At 37.4% G+C, this 22120-nt stretch carries 18 protein-coding genes; 11 read left to right on the forward strand and 7 right to left on the reverse strand.

Features of this window, described 5'->3' with window-relative positions; genetic code table 11:
- From RAO94_08320 to RAO94_08350, 7 genes are all read left to right on the forward strand, one after another.
- Positions 1-1699: hypothetical protein (locus tag RAO94_08320; GenBank protein MDP8322342.1), on the forward strand; the 1699-nt coding region annotated here is incomplete at its 5' end.
- The gene (locus RAO94_08325) at positions 1662-2768 is read left to right on the forward strand and encodes an SLBB domain-containing protein (protein MDP8322343.1); all 1107 of its coding nucleotides are present in this window, start codon (positions 1662-1664) and stop codon (positions 2766-2768) included. The genes RAO94_08320 and RAO94_08325, both read left to right, overlap by 38 nt.
- Before the next feature lie 15 nt (positions 2769-2783).
- On the forward strand, positions 2784-4172 hold the full coding sequence (locus RAO94_08330; GenBank protein ID MDP8322344.1) for an O-antigen ligase family protein: 1389 nt from the start codon (positions 2784-2786) through the stop codon (positions 4170-4172).
- Positions 4173-4175: 3 nt separating this feature from the next.
- Positions 4176-5366, forward strand: a complete 1191-nt coding sequence (locus tag RAO94_08335) for a hypothetical protein (protein ID MDP8322345.1) — start codon at positions 4176-4178, stop codon at positions 5364-5366.
- The gene (locus tag RAO94_08340; GenBank protein MDP8322346.1) at positions 5356-6918 is read left to right on the forward strand and encodes an oligosaccharide flippase family protein; all 1563 of its coding nucleotides are present in this window, start codon (positions 5356-5358) and stop codon (positions 6916-6918) included. Before RAO94_08335 ends, RAO94_08340 begins: the two co-directional genes overlap by 11 nt.
- Positions 6915-7499: an HAD family hydrolase gene (locus RAO94_08345; GenBank protein MDP8322347.1), complete on the forward strand. Its 585-nt coding sequence runs from the start codon at positions 6915-6917 to the stop codon at positions 7497-7499. The genes RAO94_08340 and RAO94_08345 overlap by 4 nt, the downstream gene beginning before the upstream one ends.
- A 2-nt stretch (positions 7500-7501) precedes the next feature.
- On the forward strand, positions 7502-8398 hold the full coding sequence (locus RAO94_08350) for an endonuclease/exonuclease/phosphatase family protein (protein MDP8322348.1): 897 nt from the start codon (positions 7502-7504) through the stop codon (positions 8396-8398).
- 15 nt (positions 8399-8413) lie between these two features.
- Here RAO94_08350 and RAO94_08355 read toward each other — a convergent pair whose 3' ends face one another.
- On the reverse strand, positions 8414-8635 hold the full coding sequence (locus tag RAO94_08355; protein MDP8322349.1) for a hypothetical protein: 222 nt from the start codon (positions 8633-8635) through the stop codon (positions 8414-8416).
- 757 nt (positions 8636-9392) lie between these two features.
- On the opposite strand from RAO94_08355, the gene RAO94_08360 reads away from it, so the two are divergent.
- Genes RAO94_08360 through RAO94_08370 form a run of 3 tightly spaced genes read left to right on the forward strand, consistent with a single transcriptional unit; the run spans position 9393 to position 12383 of the window.
- The gene (locus RAO94_08360; protein ID MDP8322350.1) at positions 9393-11486 is read left to right on the forward strand and encodes a ribonucleoside triphosphate reductase; all 2094 of its coding nucleotides are present in this window, start codon (positions 9393-9395) and stop codon (positions 11484-11486) included.
- 10 nt (positions 11487-11496) lie between these two features.
- On the forward strand, positions 11497-12186 hold the full coding sequence (locus RAO94_08365) for an anaerobic ribonucleoside-triphosphate reductase activating protein (GenBank protein ID MDP8322351.1): 690 nt from the start codon (positions 11497-11499) through the stop codon (positions 12184-12186).
- Between the two features lie 38 nt (positions 12187-12224).
- Positions 12225-12383, forward strand: coding sequence for an Hsp20/alpha crystallin family protein (locus RAO94_08370; protein ID MDP8322352.1), 159 nt, complete (start codon positions 12225-12227; stop codon positions 12381-12383).
- A 116-nt stretch (positions 12384-12499) separates the two neighbouring features.
- Here the strand turns inward: RAO94_08370 and RAO94_08375 are convergent, their stop codons facing one another.
- Positions 12500-13915, reverse strand: coding sequence for a sigma-54 dependent transcriptional regulator (locus RAO94_08375; protein ID MDP8322353.1), 1416 nt, complete (start codon positions 13913-13915; stop codon positions 12500-12502).
- Entirely contained in the window at positions 13893-16241 is a 2349-nt protein-coding gene (locus tag RAO94_08380) for an ATP-binding protein (protein ID MDP8322354.1), read from the reverse strand. The genes RAO94_08375 and RAO94_08380 overlap by 23 nt, the downstream gene beginning before the upstream one ends.
- Positions 16242-16500: 259 nt before the next feature.
- Here RAO94_08380 and RAO94_08385 point away from each other — a divergent pair, with 259 nt between their 5' ends.
- Complete coding sequence (locus RAO94_08385) at positions 16501-18279, forward strand: peptidylprolyl isomerase (protein MDP8322355.1); 1779 nt, start codon at positions 16501-16503, stop codon at positions 18277-18279.
- Positions 18280-18334: 55 nt separating this feature from the next.
- Here the strand turns inward: RAO94_08385 and RAO94_08390 are convergent, their stop codons facing one another.
- From RAO94_08390 to RAO94_08405, 4 genes are all read right to left on the reverse strand, one after another.
- Positions 18335-19060: a LytTR family DNA-binding domain-containing protein gene (locus tag RAO94_08390; GenBank protein ID MDP8322356.1), complete on the reverse strand. Its 726-nt coding sequence runs from the start codon at positions 19058-19060 to the stop codon at positions 18335-18337.
- Positions 19057-20058: a sensor histidine kinase gene (locus RAO94_08395; protein MDP8322357.1), complete on the reverse strand. Its 1002-nt coding sequence runs from the start codon at positions 20056-20058 to the stop codon at positions 19057-19059. The genes RAO94_08390 and RAO94_08395 overlap by 4 nt, the downstream gene beginning before the upstream one ends.
- Positions 20059-20070: 12 nt before the next feature.
- Positions 20071-21624, reverse strand: coding sequence for a DUF2271 domain-containing protein (locus RAO94_08400; GenBank protein ID MDP8322358.1), 1554 nt, complete (start codon positions 21622-21624; stop codon positions 20071-20073).
- Positions 21625-21768: 144 nt separating this feature from the next.
- Positions 21769-22120: DHHA1 domain-containing protein (locus RAO94_08405; GenBank protein MDP8322359.1), on the reverse strand; the 352-nt coding region annotated here is incomplete at its 5' end.

The following is a 22120-nucleotide window of genomic DNA, read 5'->3' on the forward strand; positions in this document are numbered from 1 at the left end:
ACTGGGTTTGCAACTAAGTGCTGAAGATCTGCATGGAGCAATCTGGATCAAGAGAGGGAACAGGGCAAATATATATCAGGTTAGTGCTCAACACCATAACCGGGAACTGGCAGTTGATATGGCAAACTTATATTCCAGAATATTCATTAAAAATTATAATCTGATGCTCAATAATCCAGCCAAAAGTACATATGAATACTATAAAAGTCAGCGAAATATATATGATGAGCAATTGCAAGATATTCTGAAAGAAATCAGGCAATTTCAAAGGGATTATAATATCACTTCGATTGAAACTGAAGTTGATCGAAAGAATATGCTTTTGAATGAGCTGGAATTAAATGTGATGGAGGGTCAAACCCAGATAAGCAATCTGGATGCACGAATTGCAGATATTGATGAAAAATTACCTCTATTTCCGGAAACCAGCGTCCCAATAGGATATACAGTTGATGAACCAGTGGAATCCAGAATTTATATGAAGCAGAAAGAGATTGAACAGAAATTGAGGATATATACGCCGGAAAATCCCAAAATCCAAAAACTATATAATGAACTTGAGCAATTAGAGGAAGAAAAGAAGGAATGGGACAAAGGTAACATAGTACCTTCAAGAGTTAACTATGGTTATGACCCAGTAAGGCGTAATTTGCAGGATCTGCGAAGTAATTATGCTAATGAACTCTCAGGATTAAAACAAAACCTGATAAAATATCAGCAGCAAATAGAAGATACGCGCAGTTCAATCAGATATCTAAGTGGTTTAAGTGATGAATTTCAGATATTCAGGACCCAGGAAGAAAGTATTCGCAGAAGAAGTAATGATGCAGAAAACCGGATGGTGGAAGCCAAAATAGCTAATGAATCAAATGTCAGTGATTTTGAGATCATTGATGAAGCCATTCCACCAAAATTCCCGGAAGCAACGCGGACCAAAATGATAGCTATGATCGGGGGTTTACTGGCATTCCTTGGCTTAACCATATACTATCTGCTGCGGGAATTTCTGGATGACACGATAAAATCCGATTTTGATTTTGATAAAATATTTAATATTAAATTGATGGGAGAAATACCGAATAAGGATTCTTTCCCGCTGGAAGTTTACTGGTCACAAATCCAGATTGTATTCGGTCAGATCAATGCCGTTCTGCGTGGCAAACGTCAATCATTTATTACGATTGGCAATGATAGATCAGGAACAGGCAAGAGCTTCCTGATACGGGAGATCCATGATCTTTATATGTCACGCAATAAAAAAGTACTCTGGATAGAGACCATAGAAGATTCTGATGTAGAAATTGAACCATATATTATCAATAAAACTCTTTATGAAGATAGTGAATTTAATCCTGAGAATAATGTCTATGAGCTTTCTAAAGACCAGTTCAAGTGTTATTTTCTCAGGGATGAAAATTCCTTTGTGCAGGTACTTGATAAATCAAGTCTGCTGGATTTTCTGGGTAAGTTGAAAGATTTTGATGTAGTCATCTGGGAATTGTTTGAAGTTCCCTATAATATGCAGTTATTTACCACGATAGCATCAGTATCTGATCTTTTATTAATGGTTACCCGATTCCGTTATTCAAACAAGGAGAACTTCCAGAATATAGTAGAATTTTTGAAAGAAAACCTGGATATTGAGGTTACAGGAGTATTAAATGATATACAGAAGCCATACTTCCAATCAAATTTCTAAATCAGTTATAAGTTTAATATTTATCCTGTTAATTAATGGGATGGCTTTATTTATTACGGGTTGCAGCGATCCAGAGCTAAAAGATGAGACGCTTGAAGCATTGCCACAATACCTGGAAGAATTGAAAATAGAAGAAGGTGAGCAAGAGACTCGTTATGCTGCTCTTTTGGAATTGCATAACCTGGAACCTGAGACCTATGTGATAGGTTCAGGTAATGAATTTGATATCAAAGTATTTGCCTTTGGTGAAATTGAAGAAGAATATAATACTTATAATGCGATAGTGAAATCAGATGGTACTATATCAGTAAACTACATCGATGAAGATATTTATATTTTGGGCATGACAATGGAAGAAGCCAGAAATGAAATAAAAAAGCACATCACAGAAATCTATGATCCCAGAGTAGCCATGAACCCTAAAAAACTGCAGAGCTCTTTTGTTACTATCATGGGTCAGGCAAGGGATCCAGGAAATTATCAAATTTATGCAGATATGCGAATCCTGGATGCTCTGGCAGAAGCTCAGGGATTTGCATCTGGTATTGTGAAAGGAACCACGAAGGAACTTGCTGATCTTTCCGGCAGTTTTATTGTCCGGGATAACAAGGTATTACCAGTAGATTTTCTGGAACTGGTAAGGAAGGGAAATCAGCTCCATAATATTCCTGTGAAAGATGGTGATTACATCTTTATAAGTTCACTTGCAAATCAGGAATTATATATTTTGGGCGAGGTTATGAATCCCAATGCATATCTATATAAAGAAAGTCTATCTTTGATCCAATTGGTCGCTTTTGCTGGTGGATTTAGTGAAAATGCCCAAAGCAACGTTTATCTGATAAGGGGAACTTTATCTCACCCCAGGGTTTTTATCGTAGATACAGATGCAATTCTTCATGGAAATTCCCGTGATGTTGTTCTTAAGCCGAATGATATCGTATATGTTCCACGCACATTACTGGGCGAATGGAATCAGGTAATTTCACAAATTCTGCCTTCATTGCAGGCAATTCAATCTGGTTATATAGTAAATTCCATTTTTGATGATATAATTAATAATAAATAGCCGGTATGATCTGGAATGAAATATGTGATTTTCTTTCTTGCCCTGATAATCGGGGTGCCAGCGGGGATAGTATTTGCACGAGTAAATAAAACTGTCGAGAAGATAGTTTTTTTTCTTTATATATTTCTTACAACAGAAGAGATTACGATCAATTTTGTATCACGCGAGTTTTTCAAAGGAACTTCAAGAGGTTTTGAAGTTGGAATTGTGGATTTGATTGGCATCATACTTTACAGCCTGATAGTACTTAGAGCACAAAAAAAACCACCTCGAATTATTCCTCCAGGAGCACCAATCTATTTTATACTTTTTGGTTTTTGTCTGATTTCAATAACTAATTCGGCTCCTGGATATGTGATGAATTCCTTTTTTGAGATCTGGAAAATGATCAGGATGTATTTGTATTTTTGGATCAATTATAATTATATTATTAAATACTCTCAATATGATTATATTGTATATTGTTTCAGGGCTATTATATTGTATATCAGCTATCATGTGATCAGACAGAAGTACTTTATGGGTTTATGGCAGGCAAAAGGACCTTTTCCTCATCAGAATTCACTGGTGATGTATATGATTGTATTGAACTCAGTAGTTCTTGCCTTTATCATGAACAAGAAGCAAAGGATCAAGCTTTTCTGGTGGATAACCACATTTGCTCTGGGTAGTCTTTGTATTGTTTCCACATTTTCCCGAGCGGGAATTGTCTGCTTTGTATTATCATGTATGGTGATCATGATGCTGTCCTTCACAAATTCTGTAAACCCCCGAAAAGTTGGTGTTACGATATTGATCATGTTCATCGGATTATTAGGGGCAATCAGATCAATGGATTCAGTTATCACAAGATTTGAATCTGCTCCCGTAGAATCTGCCAATGTACGAAAGATGCTGGCAATATCTGCTGTCAATATGGCAAATGATAAAACATTCGGAGTGGGATTAAATAATTTTGGGCTCAAGGTTAACTTGCCATATCATTATTCAGACCATATAGAAGAATTAACAGAAGAAACCCAGGGGGGACTAGTGGAAACAATATATCTCAGTTATGCTGCAGAAACCGGATGGCATAATATGGTTGTATATTTTTTATTACTATTTTATTTCTATTTCAAGAATTTGAGTAATTATGTAAAATATCGTCATTCAGATTATATCTGGCTGCCAATTGGACTTGCTGGCGGATTAATGGGTATTTATATGGAATCAGCTTTGGAGTGGGTGCTCAAACAATCCAATAATTTTTATCAGCTTATGCTATGTTTTGCCCTGATAGGAAGTATGGATAGATTATACCGGGACAAACAGAAATTAAAATGGTTGAATTGGAAGAAAAAACTCAGGAAAATCAGAGAAGAAGAACGAGAAAAGGGTAAGATAACCATTCCCCATTATTAAATTATGAATAATAGATTTATTAGAGCTATAATTTCTAATCCTTTGAATATATTTAAGATATTTTATTTGAATTTTAAAATGTTCCTATTCAGGCTGCAAGGTAAAAAGACCATTGTGTATAATATCCAGATGGATTATTTTTATAATACCTTTGAACCTATATACGTGGAATTGCTGAATAATAAAAAGATTGTGGTTTATTTTGCCTATTATGAAGGCATGCAAAAACTGTACGATTATTTGAAGGCATTTATCCCAACAAAATATTTGATACCCAGTTCTATCTCACCATTTGTCTATTTCGATATGTTCATATCAGCAGAGAAAAATGGTCCAGATTTCCCATTTTCATTTTTCCCTACTAAGAAAATCCAAACTTACCACGGGACGGGAGTTTATCCTCTCTATCAGAAAACTGCTGTGCTTTCCCGGTTCAATCTTCATTTCGCTATCGGTCCTCAGTTCGTGGAATTCGTTAAAACTCTGCCGCATACAAAAAAGGATGAAAACAGATACGCTGAGGTAGGGTTCCCAAAACTTGATGCCATTTTTTCGCCTAATCCAAATTTTATTCATAAACTCAAAAACATGTATCACATAAAAAATCAGTTCGTGATTCTTTACACTCCTCACTGGAATCCATATGGCTCGATTCACGTTCTCTCACTGGAGATGATAGCAAAACTTGCTCAACTGGATAACGTGGCTATTCTCATCAAAGTACACCACTTTCTATTCACGAAGTATAAGGAACAAAACTGGAGGACAACTCTCCAGAACTTTGCTGATGAACATGAAAATGTGGTGTTAGTCACAAGAGCAAACACGCAGGAAATCTACTCTCTTGGTGATATGCTCATTACTGATACAGGTACTACTGCTGCTTTTGAATTTTCTATTACCAAGAAACCTGTTTTTGTATTTTATAATCAGCAGTGGTTTGAAAATAACCAGAATGCAGAAGTAGAAAAACAGATCATTGATACTGCAATCAATTTTACGACTATTGATGAAATAGTAGAATACACGCGGAAGCTTCAAAATGGAAATGAAGAGATACAAAAAGAAATCTCAGACCAGCAGATCAAGCAGCAGCAGCTGATCGATAAATACCTCTTTAATCCTGGAAAAGCCACTCAGGCTGCCGTTAAAGTAATTAAACAGGAATTATGGCATAAATATCATGAAAGATAATCTTAAGAAACTGATTGCCATTAATACAATTGCTAATTATGGACTTACTATTTCCCGCTTTATTACCCAGATCATTCTTACTCGAATTCTTTTCCTCAATCTTGGAGCAGTTGCATATGGTTTCTGGGCACTACTCTGGTCTATATTTGGCTACAGTCTGCTTCTGGATTTCGGATTTGGCACTTCTGTCCAGAAATACAGCGCAGAAGTTACCGTTACTGGCGATTATGATAAATATAACCATCAAATATCTACTGTGATCACATCTTATGCGATAATGTCCACATTGATAATTGTCGCAACGCTGGTCATGTCACAATTTCTCACAAAATTATTTATTTTCCCTGATGGTACAGATGTTATTTATTTCAAAAAAGTATTTATTTTCTTTGGTTTAGGTACCGCTCTCACTTTTCCATCCGGAGCATTTACCGAAATCCTGCGGGGAGTGGGTAAGATATATCTCCGCAACCTGGTGAACTTTATTACTCTAATATTAAATTTTGTAGGTATTATCATAATTTTTAAATTAGGATATGGACTTTTAGAACTGGCAGTATTTTCTGTGATCATTAATCTGATCAATAACCTATCCATGGCATCCTTTTGCTTCAAGCTGCTGCCCAAAATGAGGATAATGCCAAAATATTTCGAGCTCGGGATGCTCAAAGAGGTAGTCAGTTTTAGCATTTTTGCCTATCTGATCATGTTTGCTAATATTATTATCTTTAAAACTGATCAAATAGTTCTCGGCGTTATGCTGGGCGTTACAGCTGTTGCCATATATCAGGTTGCTTCCCGCTCAGCAAATGTTCTGCTTCAATTTACTCACCAGTTCCAGGAAACTCTCACTCCTGTAGCTGCTGCTCTTCATCAAGATGGTCAGCATGACAGATTAAGACGTATTTTGTTTAATTCAAACCGCATTATTGCGCTCATCTCAACCCTGCTATTTATTATTCTCACATCACTCATTAAACCAGTATTGCTTATCTGGCTGGAAATTGATCCGTCAAATCCCCAGTTTGCTGATACATATCAGGATACTATTCATATAGCTTATCTGATGAATATCTCAATCTATCTGCTGCTGGTTTTCCGTAGTGGTTCTTCCAAGGTTTTACTGATGACCGGTTCTCATAAATTCCTATCTTATGTGGCAATTGCAGAAAGCATTATGAATGTAGGATTTTCTATTCTCTTTATCAAATTGATCGGTGTTGTGGGAGTGGCTATAGGTACTTTGATCCCCAACGTGATCCTGGGTATTTTTGTTATTTTCCCCAAAGCTGCCAGATATAGTCAGATTTCTATAAAAGAAACTATTGCCAGGATTTATCTGCCACTTGTTTTTGTATGTATCCCTCCGCTTCTATTTGTCAGCTATTTTAATTATATAACCCCCTTAGCCAAGTGGAATTTCATCACTCTCGTACTGGTTTCAATACTGATGGCTGTGTTGTACCTCATTCCTGCCTGGTTCCTGATGCTCTCATCTGAGGAAAGAAAGCTGGCACTGAACCGCATAAATAAATTTTCTCACCGCAAATGAGCAATTCCGCTGTTTTCCTCGACCGTGATGGGGTGATCAATCTCGATCCCAGCTATATCAATGACCCTGCGGATATGATCATATATCCCTTTGCTGCCGAAGCTATCAGAAATTTTAATAAACTCAATCTCAAGGTTATTGTAGTTACCAATCAAAGTGGAATTGCCAGAGGAATGATCACTTTCCAGCAATTGCAGGATATTCATCAGAAAATGATAGATGATCTAGCCAGAGAAGGTGCGTATATTGATAAAATTTATTTCTCACCTTATCATATAAAAGGCAAAATTGAACCCTATAATATCCAGCATGAAGACCGAAAACCTGATATTGGTTTATTCAAAAAAGCCTGTCTGGAATTTCAACTTGACCCCCACACTTCATTTATGATTGGTGACCGGAAGTCAGATATGATCTTTGCTCATCGGGCTCAATTGATCCCGATACTGGTTCTCACAGGTGATGGCAAAAGTGATTATATCGAAAGTGGGTTCTTCCGGCAATATGAATATGCCCCGAGATTTATTGCTCAGGATATCCTCGCTGCCAGTTGGCTTATTGAAAAATTGATCAAGGAATAAATATGTTGAGAGTAGCTTGCTGGATATTGATACTCAGCCTGTTTCTGACTGCCTGCGGGATTGATGAACCTGTTAATAATAACGATGATGACCCTGATATCAGCGATCTCACCATTGGTTCTAATGAAACTCTGGAAATCGTTACTTGGAATATCCAATCCTTTCCGAAACTTGAAAATGAAACCATTGATCTTGTAGTGCAATTGATCAATGAAATGGATGCTGATATTATCTGCATGCAGGAAATAGAAGATAATGCTGCTTTTATCGAACTTGATAGCCAGCTTACCAACTGGGACGGTTTCAGAGGAAGTGGCGCTGCTTATAGTATCAATCTGGCTGTGTTATATAAAAATTCTGCTGATTTTCAGCTCGAAAGCATTGAAGAACTTTTTACTGATGACTGGTATGCTTTCCCCAGGTCTCCGATTCAGCTGGAATTCCTCTGGAACAATGAGACCTTCTTCGTGATCAATAATCACCTGAAAGCCATGGGGGAAGAGGATGATATAGAACGCCGTCGGGAAGCTTGCGAGGGTCTTCATGACTATATACTCACTGAGCTGCCTGATGAAAATGTGATAATTACCGGTGATCTTAATGACTTGATCATAGACCCGCCTGACACCAATGTCTTTAATGTATTTCTCGATGATCCCGATAATTTCCTGTTTGCAGACTATGATATAGCTTATGGTTCAGCACTTCACTGGTCATGGAATAATGGCTCTTCTCACCTTGATCATATCATTATCTCAAATGAACTCTTTGATGAGTTTACTAATCCTCAGTCTAGTATCCAGACTATCAGAATAGATGATTATCTTGATGGTGGCTGGAGCTTTTATGACGATTTTGTTTCTGATCACAGACCAGTAGCTCTCACACTTCATTTCTAAGATGCTTTCGAAGATCTATAAACTAATTTTCTGCTCTATACATCTGCCAAGGGGACTATTATTCAGTTTGTTTCTGCTTCTGGTTGTTCTGAATATTATGGATGCCATCTCCACCTGGAAAGTAGTCAAACGGGGCAGTAACAAAAACGAAAAGAACCCTCTTGCCAGATTTCTGTTCAATATAATGGGACCAGTTCCTGCCATGATCCTTCTCAAAGGGATTGCAATTATCATCATATTGTATATCTCGCTAAATTATCAAGATTTTGAACCTGAAATCCATACCTATATGATTATTCTCAACGTCATCTACCTTTACATAGTTTTACACAATTGTCTGGTGCTTAAAAAAATCAATTCACGCTCCCTCTCCTCTTAAAAAGTCTAAATCTTAAAAAATCTCTATTCTACTTTCTGATCTATGAATAATATTTACTCAGAATCCCCTGCTGATGGACTTTGACAGTTAAATTCAGGTAATTTGCAGGTAATCACGAAGAACAACAAAGCACGTAGTAACATTTAAATGTCAGTACGTGCTTTGTTGTTCAGGCTTATTTCCGGCAGGTATAGATTACCAGGTCGGTGGAGATTATAAGAGAAGTATGCTAACTACTTGATATTATTGGAGTAAGTCCTATTAACGGTACCGGTTTGAGGGTATAATAGCGTTGAATTTAAAGTTTGGATAGACGATTGATGTCATAATATATTGATATTTAGATAGTTAAGGGTACTTAACAGGGATATAGAAAAATCTATTCCAAACTTCTTACTTTCTGCAACAAAAGGAGCTGTGATATTTTTTTTGAATGGAAAAATCGGCTATCAGTTCATTTGAGAGTATTAGAGAGTCGCTGACTTTTTTTTAATTTGACATTTTAATAAGGTCAATAAAAACTAAGAGATATACATCAAAGTGAATTAAAATGAAAAAAGAGGTAATGTTACATAAATTATTGATATTAATAAAGTTATTAACGGGAGAGGGTAAATGTTTAAGTATATAAGAAAGCGGGACAATAAACTTGTAAAGTTTGAGCCGGAAAAAATCACCCAGGCACTTATCAAAGCAGGAGATGCTTCCGGAGAGTTTGGAATTGATCAGGCAAAGCGTTTAACCATGCAGGTATTGAATCTTGCTTACCAGATAATAGGTGAGCGGATTCCCTCAGTAGAGGAACTGCAGGACATGGTTGAGGAGGTATTGATATTTTCGACCTTTAAACGCACCGCAAAAGCTTATATAATTTACCGTGACCAACATACCAAGATCAGGGAAATAGTATCTAATGCAGATATCAATATCATCGATCAGTATCTTGATAAACTTGACTGGCAAGTGAATGAAAACAGCAATATGGCATATTCACTCCAGGGATTAAATAATTATATTGCCAGTGAGATCTCCAAGAATTACTGGCTTAATAAGATATATCCACCAGAGATCAGAAAAGGTCATGCTACAGGAGATATGCACGTACATGATCTGGGACTGCTTTCGGTATATTGCGTGGGCTGGGATCTTCATGATCTGCTCATGACAGGTTTCAAGGGTGCGGAAGGTAAAGTAGAGGCGAAGCCTGCCAAGCATTTCCGCAGTGCTCTTGGTCAGATAGTGAACTTTTTTTATACCCTTCAGGGAGAAGCAGCGGGAGCGCAGGCATTTTCCAGTTTTGACACGCTGTTGGCACCCTTTATCAAATATGATGGGCTCAGTTATCCAGAAGTCAAGCAGGCGACCCAGGAATTCGTTTTCAATATCAATGTACCCACCAGGGTTGGTTTTCAAACCCCGTTCACAAATGTGACCATGGATCTTGAATGCCCGAAGATGTACAGAGATGAAGCTGTGATCATCGGTGGAAAAGTGATGGATGAAACCTACAGTGAATTTCAAAATGAAATGAATATGATCAATAAAGCTTTTCTGGAAGTGATGACTGCCGGTGATGCAAAGGGTAGAGTGTTCACTTTCCCGATTCCCACATATAATATAACTAAAGAATTTAATTGGGATAACCGGATGCTGGATTATCTCTGGGAAGCTACTGCCAAATACGGAATTCCCTATTTTTCAAATTTTATCAATAGTGAATTAAGTCCAGATGATAGTCGATCAATGTGCTGTCGTCTGCGTTTGGATACACGCAAACTGGAAGTAAGAGGTGGCGGACTTTTTGGAGCCAATCCTTTGACGGGTTCAATTGGCGTGGTCACTATTAATATGCCCAGGATTGCTTATCTTGCCGAAGATGAAACGGATTTTATCAATCGATTGGAAAAGATCATGATCATGGCAAAAGAAAGCCTGGAAATAAAGCGCAAGGTTTTGGAACAATACACTGAAATGAATCTGTATCCCTATACAAAATTCTATCTGAGAGGAATAAAGGAACGCACTGAACACTATTGGAAAAATCATTTTTCTACAATAGGATTGATTGGAATGAATGAAGCGTGTTTAAATTTACTGGGTACTGATTTAGGTTCAGAGAAAGGTAAAAGCTTTACTGAAAGCACAATGGATTTCATGCGTACCAAGCTGACAGAATTTCAGGAAGAGACCGGGAATTTTTATAATCTGGAAGCTACTCCTGCAGAAGGTACCACCTATCGTCTTGCTCAACTTGATAAAGCTCGCTATAGTGATATTATTGTGGCTGATGAAAAAGAATATCGTGAAGGTGGAGAACCTTTCTATACTAATTCTACTCAATTACCTGTTTACTACAGTGATGATCTTTTTGAAGTTCTGGATCAACAGGACAGCATTCAAACTAAATATACCGGTGGTACAGTATTGCATCTGTTTACCGGTGAAAGGATAGATGACCCTGAGATGGTTAAAGTGCTGGTCAAGCGCATCTGTGAAAACTATCATTTGCCGTATTTCACTTTTTCACCAACTTTCAGTATCTGCCCGGAACACGGCTATCTGCTGGGAGAACAGTATAAATGTCCTGAATGTAATCAGGTGACTGAGGTATATTCACGCGTGGTGGGCTATCTGAGACCAGTGCAGCAGTGGAATAAAGGTAAAAAGATGGAATTCAAGCTGCGTAAGACATTTAAGGTAGCAAATTAACTGAAAATATATGAAAATTGGCGGGTTTCTAAAATTTAGTTTGATAGATTTTCCTCATAGAATTGCCGCAGTGGTTTTTACCCAGGGCTGTAATTTCCGTTGTCACTATTGTCATAATCCGGAATTAGTACTTCCCCGCAGATTCCAACTGCCAATCCCGGAAAAAGAAGTATTAGAACTGCTAAAAGATCGTTATGGTCGACTTGATGGAGTTTCCATAACCGGAGGAGAACCTCTGATGCAGCCAGATTTGGAAGACTTTGTCCTGAAGATCAAACAAATTGGCTATGAAGTTAAATTAGATACCAATGGCTATTATCCAGCGATTTTAAATAAAATTATCCGCCAGAATTTGATAGATTATATTGCTATGGATATCAAGGCAGCACCTGGTAATTATCCTCAAATTTGCGGGATACCTCTCAATTTTGATTATATTACCAGAAGTATGCAGATTATCCGTGAGAGCGGTTTACCCTATGAATTTCGCACTACCTTGGTGAAAAATCTTCATACCAGAGAAGATGTTATAGCAGTTGCCAGATTATTGCAGCCGCAGGATAATTATGTAATGCAGAATTTTCGTGCAACAAAAAGAGTGGGGCATAAGGATCTGCCTTTGGCAACTTTTGAAGCTGAAGATCTGAAAGATTTCGAGATTATCTTACAGGAATATAATCTAAGATATACAATCCGCTAATCCAGAATAATAACAAATTAAGCAGAGTAACAACCGATATCGTAGAAAATGAGAAAGAATACTTGATTACTTCCGAGCTGCCTGGTTTGGAAAAGAAAGACGTGAGAATCAGCATAGATAAGAATCAGTTAGTAATCGAAGCCGAGATCAAGGCAGAAATGGATAAGGGAATTCTCAATGTTCATATTCCCAAATGAGAATCGCTCAGGTTAGGTTAAAGTACTCCCTGAATCAGGTTAACCTAAAATCCCGGTGAGGAATATTCCTCTCCGGGAATTTACTTCATATAACTAAATATAAATATTGAGCGAGATCATTCCAGATCATATTTCTTTATCCTTCGATCAAGAGCTTGACGAGTGATATTTAGTAATTGTGCTGCCTGAGATTTATTATAATCAGCTTTCTTGAGAGCAAGGGAAACCAGGTTCTTTTCCATATTATCGAGATTGAAATCAGCATTTTGCATAGAAGCAGGGTCGATTTTTGGGAAAGGCGTATCTGAATGAAGGTTAAGGTTAGGGAAATCATTTATCGTGATCTTATTTGAATCACACAAAATCACTGCCTTTTCAATAAAGTTTTTAAGTTCTCTCACGTTTCCCGGGAAATCATAATCCTGGAGAATTTCATACACTTTTTCATCAACATCAGTGATTTTTTTCTTTAATCTGAGAGAGATTTTTTTTGTATAATATTCCACGAGAGGAGAAATATCCTGGGGACGGTTACGCAGCGGAGGGATATTGATCTCAAAAGTATTTAATCTGTGATATAGATCAAGCCGGAATCCTTTTTCAGATAGCAAACCTGGTATATCCTGATTAGTGGCAGATATAACTCTTACATCAACAGGAATTTCTTTATGTGTGCCCACTCGGGTAACCTTTTTTTCTTCCAGTACCCGCAGCAGTTTTCCCTGCAATGCCAGTTTCATATCAGCAATTTCATCAAGAAAGAGAGTACCCTTATCAGCAATTTCAAACATTCCACTACGATGATCTTCAGCACCGGTAAAGGCACCTTTTTTGTGACCAAAAAACTCACTTTCAAATAAAGATTCAGGGATTGCTGAGCAATTAACAGCATAAAAATAATTTTTAACGCGGGGACTAAGAGCATGGATTCCGCGAGCTATGAGTTCTTTACCAGTACCGCTTTCTCCAGTTATCAACACCGATGTATCAGGATATTTTGCCACTTTGCCCATTAGGTTGATTATATCCTGCATTTTATTGCTGGTACCAATGATCTCTGGTCCAATATTATCAAGCAATTCGCGATTGATAAGAGAATAATTCAATTCCATTTTCTGAAGCTGATTTTCTGTAGAGCGTAATTTCAGGTGGGTTTTTACTCGAGCAAGAAGTTCCAGATGTTTAAAGGGTTTACCTACATAATCCACAGCACCCAGTTCAAATCCCTTGATCACATCTTCGGTATTAGTTTTACTGGTTAAAAAGATAAGAGGGATTTCAGCAGTTTGAATAGATTCTTTTAACTTACGGCAAACCTCATATCCATCCATTTCAGGCATCATGATATCTAGCAGGATAAGATCAGGCAGTGACTGTTTTACAAGATGTAAAGCCGTTTCTCCACTGGAAGCTACAATAACTTCATAACCTTCAGTTTCCAGCTTGCGCGATAGTATTTTAAGGTTGATGGGTTCATCATCAATGATCAGAATATGCTGTTTGTTATAATCAGCGAATTTTTGATTTTTCATAATTACCAGCCTTTGTCTTTAGTTGATAAGCCTCAGAGGCTTTTTGAAGTATTTCCAGTAGGTTCTTCTTTTCAAAGGGTTTTGTGAGATAAGCATCACAATTCTCCTTAAGAAAGTTATCATCTGTTTCTTTAAATACATAGGCAGTAAGAGCAACTACAAATATCTCCGCAAGCTGTGGATTGCTCCTGATCTGCTTTAAAGTTTCAATGCCATTCAGAACAGGCATCTGAATATCCAGAAAGAGTAGATCATATTTATTTTCGTGAAGTTCATCAAGTGCTTTTTGACCATTATCAACAATGGTGCAATTGAGTTTGAAGTGACGCAGAAAATCTCTGATAACAGCCTGATTAATGGGATTATCTTCTGCAACAAGTATATTTAGGGGTGAGAATTGAAGAACATTTTTGTGAGATGAGACCTGAGAGAAAGCGGGAATAACACCAATGAATTTACGAGGCAGTAAATAGAGAATTTCATTTATGGCAGCAAGTTCACGCTGGATAACTTCCGGATGATGATCCTGTTTATTGTTTCGCATTTCTTCCAGAATCAGGCTTGCTTTATTTGATATCTCATAAATGCAGGTTTGTCCAGTAAATCCCTTCAGGCTGTGTGCAATTTCTTCAATTTTTTGATGCTGGTTTTCTGAAGCAGCCAGATTAAGGTTTTTTACTTTGTCCTGCATCCGCAAAATTGCTTCAAAGAGAACATCTTCCAAACCTGGATTATCGAGTTTAAAATTATTCTTCCAGATCTTGATCATTTCCTTACCTTTATGCTCGATATGTTCACAGAATAAATTGATGAAGTCTAAGAAATCCTTAGGTTTCAAGGTAAGATCATGGAATTTCTGAAGTGGTTGATAGAAATTTGCCTGAATAAGTTTCTTGGCAATTACAAAGAATAATTTACCGTTTTTAAAAATATAAAATATCTTAGGCTTGAACCGGGTACGGTAATCATTAGCCAAAAAATCAGTAAGTTTCAGTTTCAAAGCTTTATTCAATTCCTGAGGGATCAAAATGAGATCTGACATAAGGAATTCATTATCAGGTAAATTATCAGGTTTTAACCACATTGCATTTATCTGACTGCTCTCACACCAGATCTGTAATGCTTTTTTGTGTTCCGGATTAAGATAATATATTCCCATTTTCCTGGCAGGATATTTATTCTTTATTTGCGAAAGACTACTGTCAGATTGCCATTTAATCACAGGAAGAGGAATTGTCATCGAGAATCTTGAGCCCTTACCGGGTTCACTTAATACAGTAATTTCTCCTTTCATCAGGTGAACAAGATTACGACTAATTGCCAATCCCAATCCAGTACCTTTCTGCTGGTTGAAATCCTTATCATAGAGCTGTTCAAATGCATCAAATATGTGTTGCTGCTGATCAAGAGGAATGCCTATCCCGGTATCGATCACGCTAAAGATTGCCTGATCATTATAGTAGCTGTATTCCAGAGTGACAGATCCTGTTTCAGTGAATTTAATAGCATTGTTCATCAGATTTATCAGCACCTGATTGATCCTGAATTTATCACCCATCACCAGTTCAGGAATTTTACTGAGTGGTTTTATATTCAGGTCAAGATTTTGATCTCCTGCTTTCACAAGCATCATATAATATAAAGTCATAACCAGGTCATCAATTGAGAATTCATCATTATCAGCTATAATTTTTCCTGCTTCCAGTTTTGAGAAATCCAGAATACCATTGATCAGCGTTAGCAGATGTTTTCCACTTTGACGGATCATATTGAGTTTTTCCCTTTTCACGGCATCTGTTTCTTCTTCATAAAGCAATTCTGAAAAACCGATAATAGAATTAAGGGGAGTGCGGATTTCATGGCTCATATTGGCAAGGAAGGTGCTTCTGATCTTCATTCTCTGCTGCGCCTGTTGAGCCATATTTTCAGCGCTTTTACGCTGAATAGAAAAATTTATGGTTTTCAGCAGCAATCTGCTGTCCAGGGTTGAAATATCCAAATAGTCAAGAGCTCCTGCGGCTATTAGAAGCTCAGCCCGTGTTCTATTATAATAATTATCTACCAGTATGACCGGCATCTGTGGGTAATCTTTACAGAAATTAACTACAGCTTCATCTTTTAATTCATTGATACAAAGTACAATGATATCAAAGTCTTTTTCTCTTATTTCTTTTGCAATCCGGCTGAGGCTGCTGTGTGAAATTATTCTGATTTGTTGAGCACCAAAACTGAGCATGCTTTCCACGGCAGTACGGTTGGCAATCTTATTACTTAGCAGTAATAAATTTATTTCCTGATCCCATTGAAACTCACTGTTTTTAATCAAATTATCACCTCACGCTAACTGGGACTAACATTTGCTGAGCAGATATTTTATTGTCAATAAAGAAAAAGTTTATCAGTTGTTATTATGTGATATTTCCGTGGTATAATTGGCTGTAGAAGATATTGAGAGTATCATTTCGAGGGTAGTTTTACAGGATAAATATCGCCAATAACAAAAAAAGCTTGAATAAAATACGGTGTTCCTGGATTTTGTTTTAATCATAAAAATATGAATGTGAGATATATTGGAGGAAATTTAGATGTTTGAAATGATGCGGAGAAATGCTAAGCCTATCTTTTGGGTAGTTGCGATTATTTTTATAGTAGGAATGGCTTTTATGAGTGGTACAGGAGTATTTACCTCGAAGACGCCTTTCCTTGCCAAAATTGAAGGACAAAAGATCACTTATACTGATTATAAGCAGATGCTTCAGCGTGCTTATGGCAAATATGCAGAAGAGAATCCTGACACGGAAATCGATGATGCAGTAATGGATAAGATCAATAATGACACCTTTAAGCAATTAAAGGATGAGATCATTATGAACAAAGCGATCAAGAAGTATCGCATTAAGGTTACTGATGATGATGTAATTGAAAAATTAAATAATCCAGGTGATAATGTAAAACAAATTTCTGGTTTACAAACTGATGGTAAGTTTGATATGGACAAGTATAATGACGCCTTGATGAATGATGATCAGTTTGGTCAATACCTTGAAGCGTTATATCGTAATTCAATACCTTATGAGAAACTTTACAGCAGGATAAAGAGTGAAGTTGTGATCACTATGGACGACGTAAAGGAAGATTATATCAATAAAAATGATAAAGCTGATGCTAAGATCATCTTTTTTGATGCCAAAAAAATCAAAAGTGTGGAAGTTACTGACGATGAAATTACCGCATATTATGAAGAAAACAAAGAAGATTATAAAAAAGATCCTGCCAGAAAGTACAAATATGTGAAACTGTCACTGGAAGCATCTGATGCTGATAAAAACAGGGCAAAAACAAGAATAGATTCAATCTATGCCAAAGTAACTACCGAGAATTTTGCTGATATGGCAATTGAATATTCTGAAGGTCCTTCTGGACCAAACGGTGGAGATCTTAACTGGTTTGGTAGAGGCAAAATGGTCAAAGAATTTGATGAAATGGTTTTCAAAATGGCTGTTGGCGATATTTCAAAACCAATTTTAACTCAATTCGGATGGCATATTATCCATAAGCGCGATATACGCAAAACTGAAGACGGACAGGATGAAGTGCTTGCAAGTCACATCTTGATCAATGTAGAACCCAGCCAGCAGACCAAAGACAATCTGAGTGTAATTGCCATGGATATCTATGATCTTGCTGAGGAAGTGGGACTTGATTCTGCTGCCAGCCAGATGAAATATGAAGCAAAAGAGACCAGAGAGTTTTATGCAGATGCCACTTATATTTCTGGAATAGGCAGAGAAGAAAGCCTGGTGAAATTTGCTTTTGATAAAAAAGTGGGAACAGTAGCAGAACCCATTAAGCAAACAGATGACAGCTATATGATCGCAGAAATTTCTTATGAAGTTGGTGAACATTATCAGGATCTGGAAGAAGTAAAGTCCAAGATTAAAAGAACCCTGGAAACCAGTAGGAAAGCCGAAGTTGTATCAGCAAAAGCAGATTCATTCATGACAGCTTATCAACCGGAAGAATACCTTGCTAAAGCAGAGGAAGAAGGCTGGGAAATCGTGGATGCTACAGAAGTGACCATTGATAAAAGTATTCCTAAGATTCGGAAAGTAGATGAACTTAATAAAGCGATTCTTGATCTGGTTATAGACCAGCATACCGACTTGATCAAGGATGATAATGGTGCTTATATTGCTTTCATAACTTCTCGCACAAAACCTGATATGGAGAAATTTGAAACTGATAAAGATTCACTGCTGGAAACATTGCAGGAAACCAAGGAAACTGAACATCTCAATGAGTGGTATCAGGATATGATCCAGAATGCAGAAGTGATTGATAATCGCAGTGTGTATGATTTATAAATCTTAAATAGAAGCTAACAATAAAAGAGACCTGGATTTCCAGGTCTCTTTTTTTTTACAATAATTTGTCGTGTGATCCTCTGCTAATGGGCAGCTCTGATTCTGTTTTGTCAGTCATCCTGGCTATCCATTTTCGGGAAAGAAGCTTAATGATCTCTCCAATATGGTTTCTGTTTACTATATTGCTTCTGTGAAGTCTGATGAAGTCCTTGCCGAGTTTGCTTTCCAGTTCAGCTAAGGATATATTCACAATATAACTTTTATCATAAAGATGGATTCTGGTGTATTTGCTGTCAGACCTCAGAAAGTAGATGTCTTTGTGATCCACAAATATAATGCGGTTATTGAAAGGAATAGCCAGTTTTGTACTCTTTGTGAGATCATTAAGCAGGGATTCGATCAAGGAATTTCGGTCAGGATTTTGAGAGTAATGCTCAAGTTTATTTAAGGCATTTTTAATTTTCTGCTGAGTTATTGGCTTCAATATATAATCAATTGCATGTGTATCAAATGCTTTTAAAGCGTATTCACTATATGCTGTAGTGAATATTACCAGTGGTAAATACTCAAGTTTGGCTAGAACTTCAAATCCAGTAAGACCAGGAATCTGAACATCAAGGAAAACAATATCAGGTTTTATTCTGTTTATAGATTCCAAAGCATCTATACCATTTGCTGCTTTGCCAATAATCTCCAGTCTATCTGCGTACTTACTGAGAAGCCTTTCCAGGTTCTGCATGGCTATAGGTTCATCTTCGACTAAAAAAGTCCTGTATTTCAAAGTTTTCCTCCCTTAGAGATTTCTATTTTCGCCAAAGTGCCACCATACTCTGCTAATAAAGTAAATACGGCATTTTTCTGATATTGTATTCTGAGTAGTTCGCGCAATGTGGAAATACCAGTTCCTTCTGAATAACTGGTATTCAGTTTGCTCCCTGTATTGAATACAGATAAGATAAATTTCTCAGATGTCTCATTAAGCAGAACTTCTACCTTGCCGCCATCAATGCTTTTTGCCACGCCATGTTTGATAGCATTTTCTACCAGAGTCAAAAGGAGAAGAGGAGGGAGTTGCAAATTTTCAATGTTATTATCAATCTTGAATTCCAGACGCTCTCCAAAGCGGATTTTCTCAATATTCAGATAATCTATAATGGCTTTAAACTCAGAATTAAGGCTGATCAGGGATTGTTCGGTCATCTGCAGATTGTATCTAAGAAGCTCTGCTAATTGCTCGATCATTTCTTCAGCTTTTGCCTGGTTTGAGTAGATCAATCCCGCTATTGAGTTCAGAGTGTTAAATAAAAAATGCGGATTTATTCGGCTCCTTAAGGAACTAAGCTCTAATTGTGTTCGAGCCTGCTTTTCTTTCCAATATTTGATTTTATTTGTTTCAGCTCTGTGTATCAGAGAAAAAATTGTATAACCAGTAATTCCAAATATGAGACTGATAGATAGAAAAAATATCAGGTTTACTGACTGGAAGAAATTTACTTGCACATTTAATAATTTAGAAACGATAATAGTGCCTATAATACCGCCTGTCACTCCACCTGCCATGATCAAAAGTGCAGTAAACAATATCCATAAAAATTTTGGCAAACCCTTGAGGTTAAATGTTACCAGCAACAGCATGATAGCAAATCCTATGCTGTTTGAGTATAACAGGTTGATCAAAAATCTCCTTAGCATCAGGTTTACATCTTCAAAGCCACCTAGAAGCGTGAGTAATATACTTATTACCAGGTTGATCAGGATGAGTGTTAATATCTTTTTCATAGTTAATGGCGCTTATCTTCTTTCTCTTTTCACAATGGCTTTAATTTCTGGGATCAAAAAGTCTCTACTGCTAAGCTTAAATTCGTTACCTTCAGCAAGGTTTACTATTAATTCCTGCTTACTGTATTGAACATGGGGCCAGTGACAGATCTCTGCACAAACCACGAATTCTTTTTTTAGGGAAATATTACCTTCATTATCCATAAAATCCCAATAGAAGGTATGTCTGCCACAATTAATACTGGCTGATGTTACTGCTTTAATGCCTTCAAACTTGGATTTGTCTGCCCACTGGGGAAGATGTTCCTGCTTTTCTTTTACAGAAGCAGCAAAACCTGAAACATACAGCGTCTTGAGATAATTGCCTTCACTATCTTCTATCCAGACCGCTGTTTGAGGCTCTATCTGATCCCTGTAACCCAATCTGATATCTACTTGCAGATAGTCTCCTTCTGGTGGCGTTTGCTGCACTGGGCTTGTGGTCTCAATAAACCTGGGTAAAAATTCTTCTCTATGTCTCTCTGTTTCTGCCAGATAGCCATCTTCTGCTAATTCATTAACTTTGCGGGTTAGAATTGCCTGTTCTTTCAGGTAATTTGCTTTGGTTTGCATTTCTTGAGAGCTGGCATTTTCTGCTAAGTAGGTAAGATCCTGTATTCCCGTTTCCAGACTGTTAACAAAGAAAGGCAGATTGATAGCTACTGAACCGCGTAAAAAGCGTATCTCTTCGTCCTTTGGGGCAAGTTCCACACAGTGAGACAGCACTTCAAATACTTCATTGGCAATACCGGCTCTGTTTGTTACATCATCCTGGATGCTTTCATCATATCCCTGCTCAGCTATTTTTCCCAGTGTCTGAGCCAGCAACAGGTGCAATTGCAAGTTATCTGGATTCTCTTTAGCTGCCTGACGAAAATGAACAACTGCAACAGACAGATCTCCAGCTTCCATACTCTTCATACCCTGTTCATAACTGCCCTCAGTTTTTTTTTCCTCTTCTTTTTCTGATAATTCAGCATAGATGGTTTTTGCCTGCTGGTAAAACTGTGTATCTCTTCCATAAGTTACCACAAATTTCAGAGCTGCTTTTGCTGCTTCAATATCACCCGCTTTCTGATGCCCAATTCCCAGATAATAACTTGTTACCATGTATAATTGCTGGTCTGAACCGTAATTTTTTTGCACATTTTCCAAATTGGCTATTCCCTGTTTCAATTTACCAAAGAATTTGGGAACGCTAACACATAGAATACCTCGATTAAGCAATGCCTTCATATGTCCTGGCTCCAAGGCAAGAGCTTCGTCAAACTGTTCAAAAGCCTTATTAGTAAGCATCCCTGCCTTCATCATGCTTTCCTGTCCGGCTCGCTGGCTCAAATATGAGCCATATTGGGCATGAGCATCTGCTGATTCCGGATGAGTTTCCACTATATCTTTCATCATTGATGTGGCTTCTTTCAAATTTCCCTTAGCAGCTTCTTCCTCTGCCAGATTGATCTCATCATGAATATCGGCAGTACAGATCACTGCCCATAAACAAATAAGTACAATAATAATTTTTTCCATTTCTACCTCCGATGCATATATCTTACTCAGTATCAGCGGCAGGTCAAAACAAATGCGATAAACGGAACATATCATGTCCCGAACTGGCACTTTTATGATGTAAAGTGTAAAATTAAAGTTTTTACACTAATTATATATCGGGAGTTAGATAGATGCTATAAATTCTCTGGCTTTCTGCAGGGCTTGATCTATTTTGGCTATGTCTTTTCCGCCGGCTTGTGCCATGTCTGGTCTGCCACCACCTTTTCCACCAACTATTGCTGCCACATGGTTAACGATCTTGCCTGCCTGGTATTTTGAAGTCAGACTGGCTGATACTATCACCAAGATAGAAACTTTATTATCCACATCAGCTATAAGTACGCTAATCCCGTTTTTAAGTTTATCCCGCATCTGATCACCCAGCGGACGCATTTCCTTGCTGCTTTTTATTTTGATGCGGCTTATCACGCATTTAATGCCATTTATTTCTTCTGCTTTTGCCACCAGGTCATCA

Origin of the sequence: Candidatus Stygibacter australis (genome assembly GCA_030765845.1) — a bacterium.
Taxonomy (GTDB): domain Bacteria; phylum Cloacimonadota; class Cloacimonadia; order Cloacimonadales; family TCS61; genus Stygibacter; species Stygibacter australis.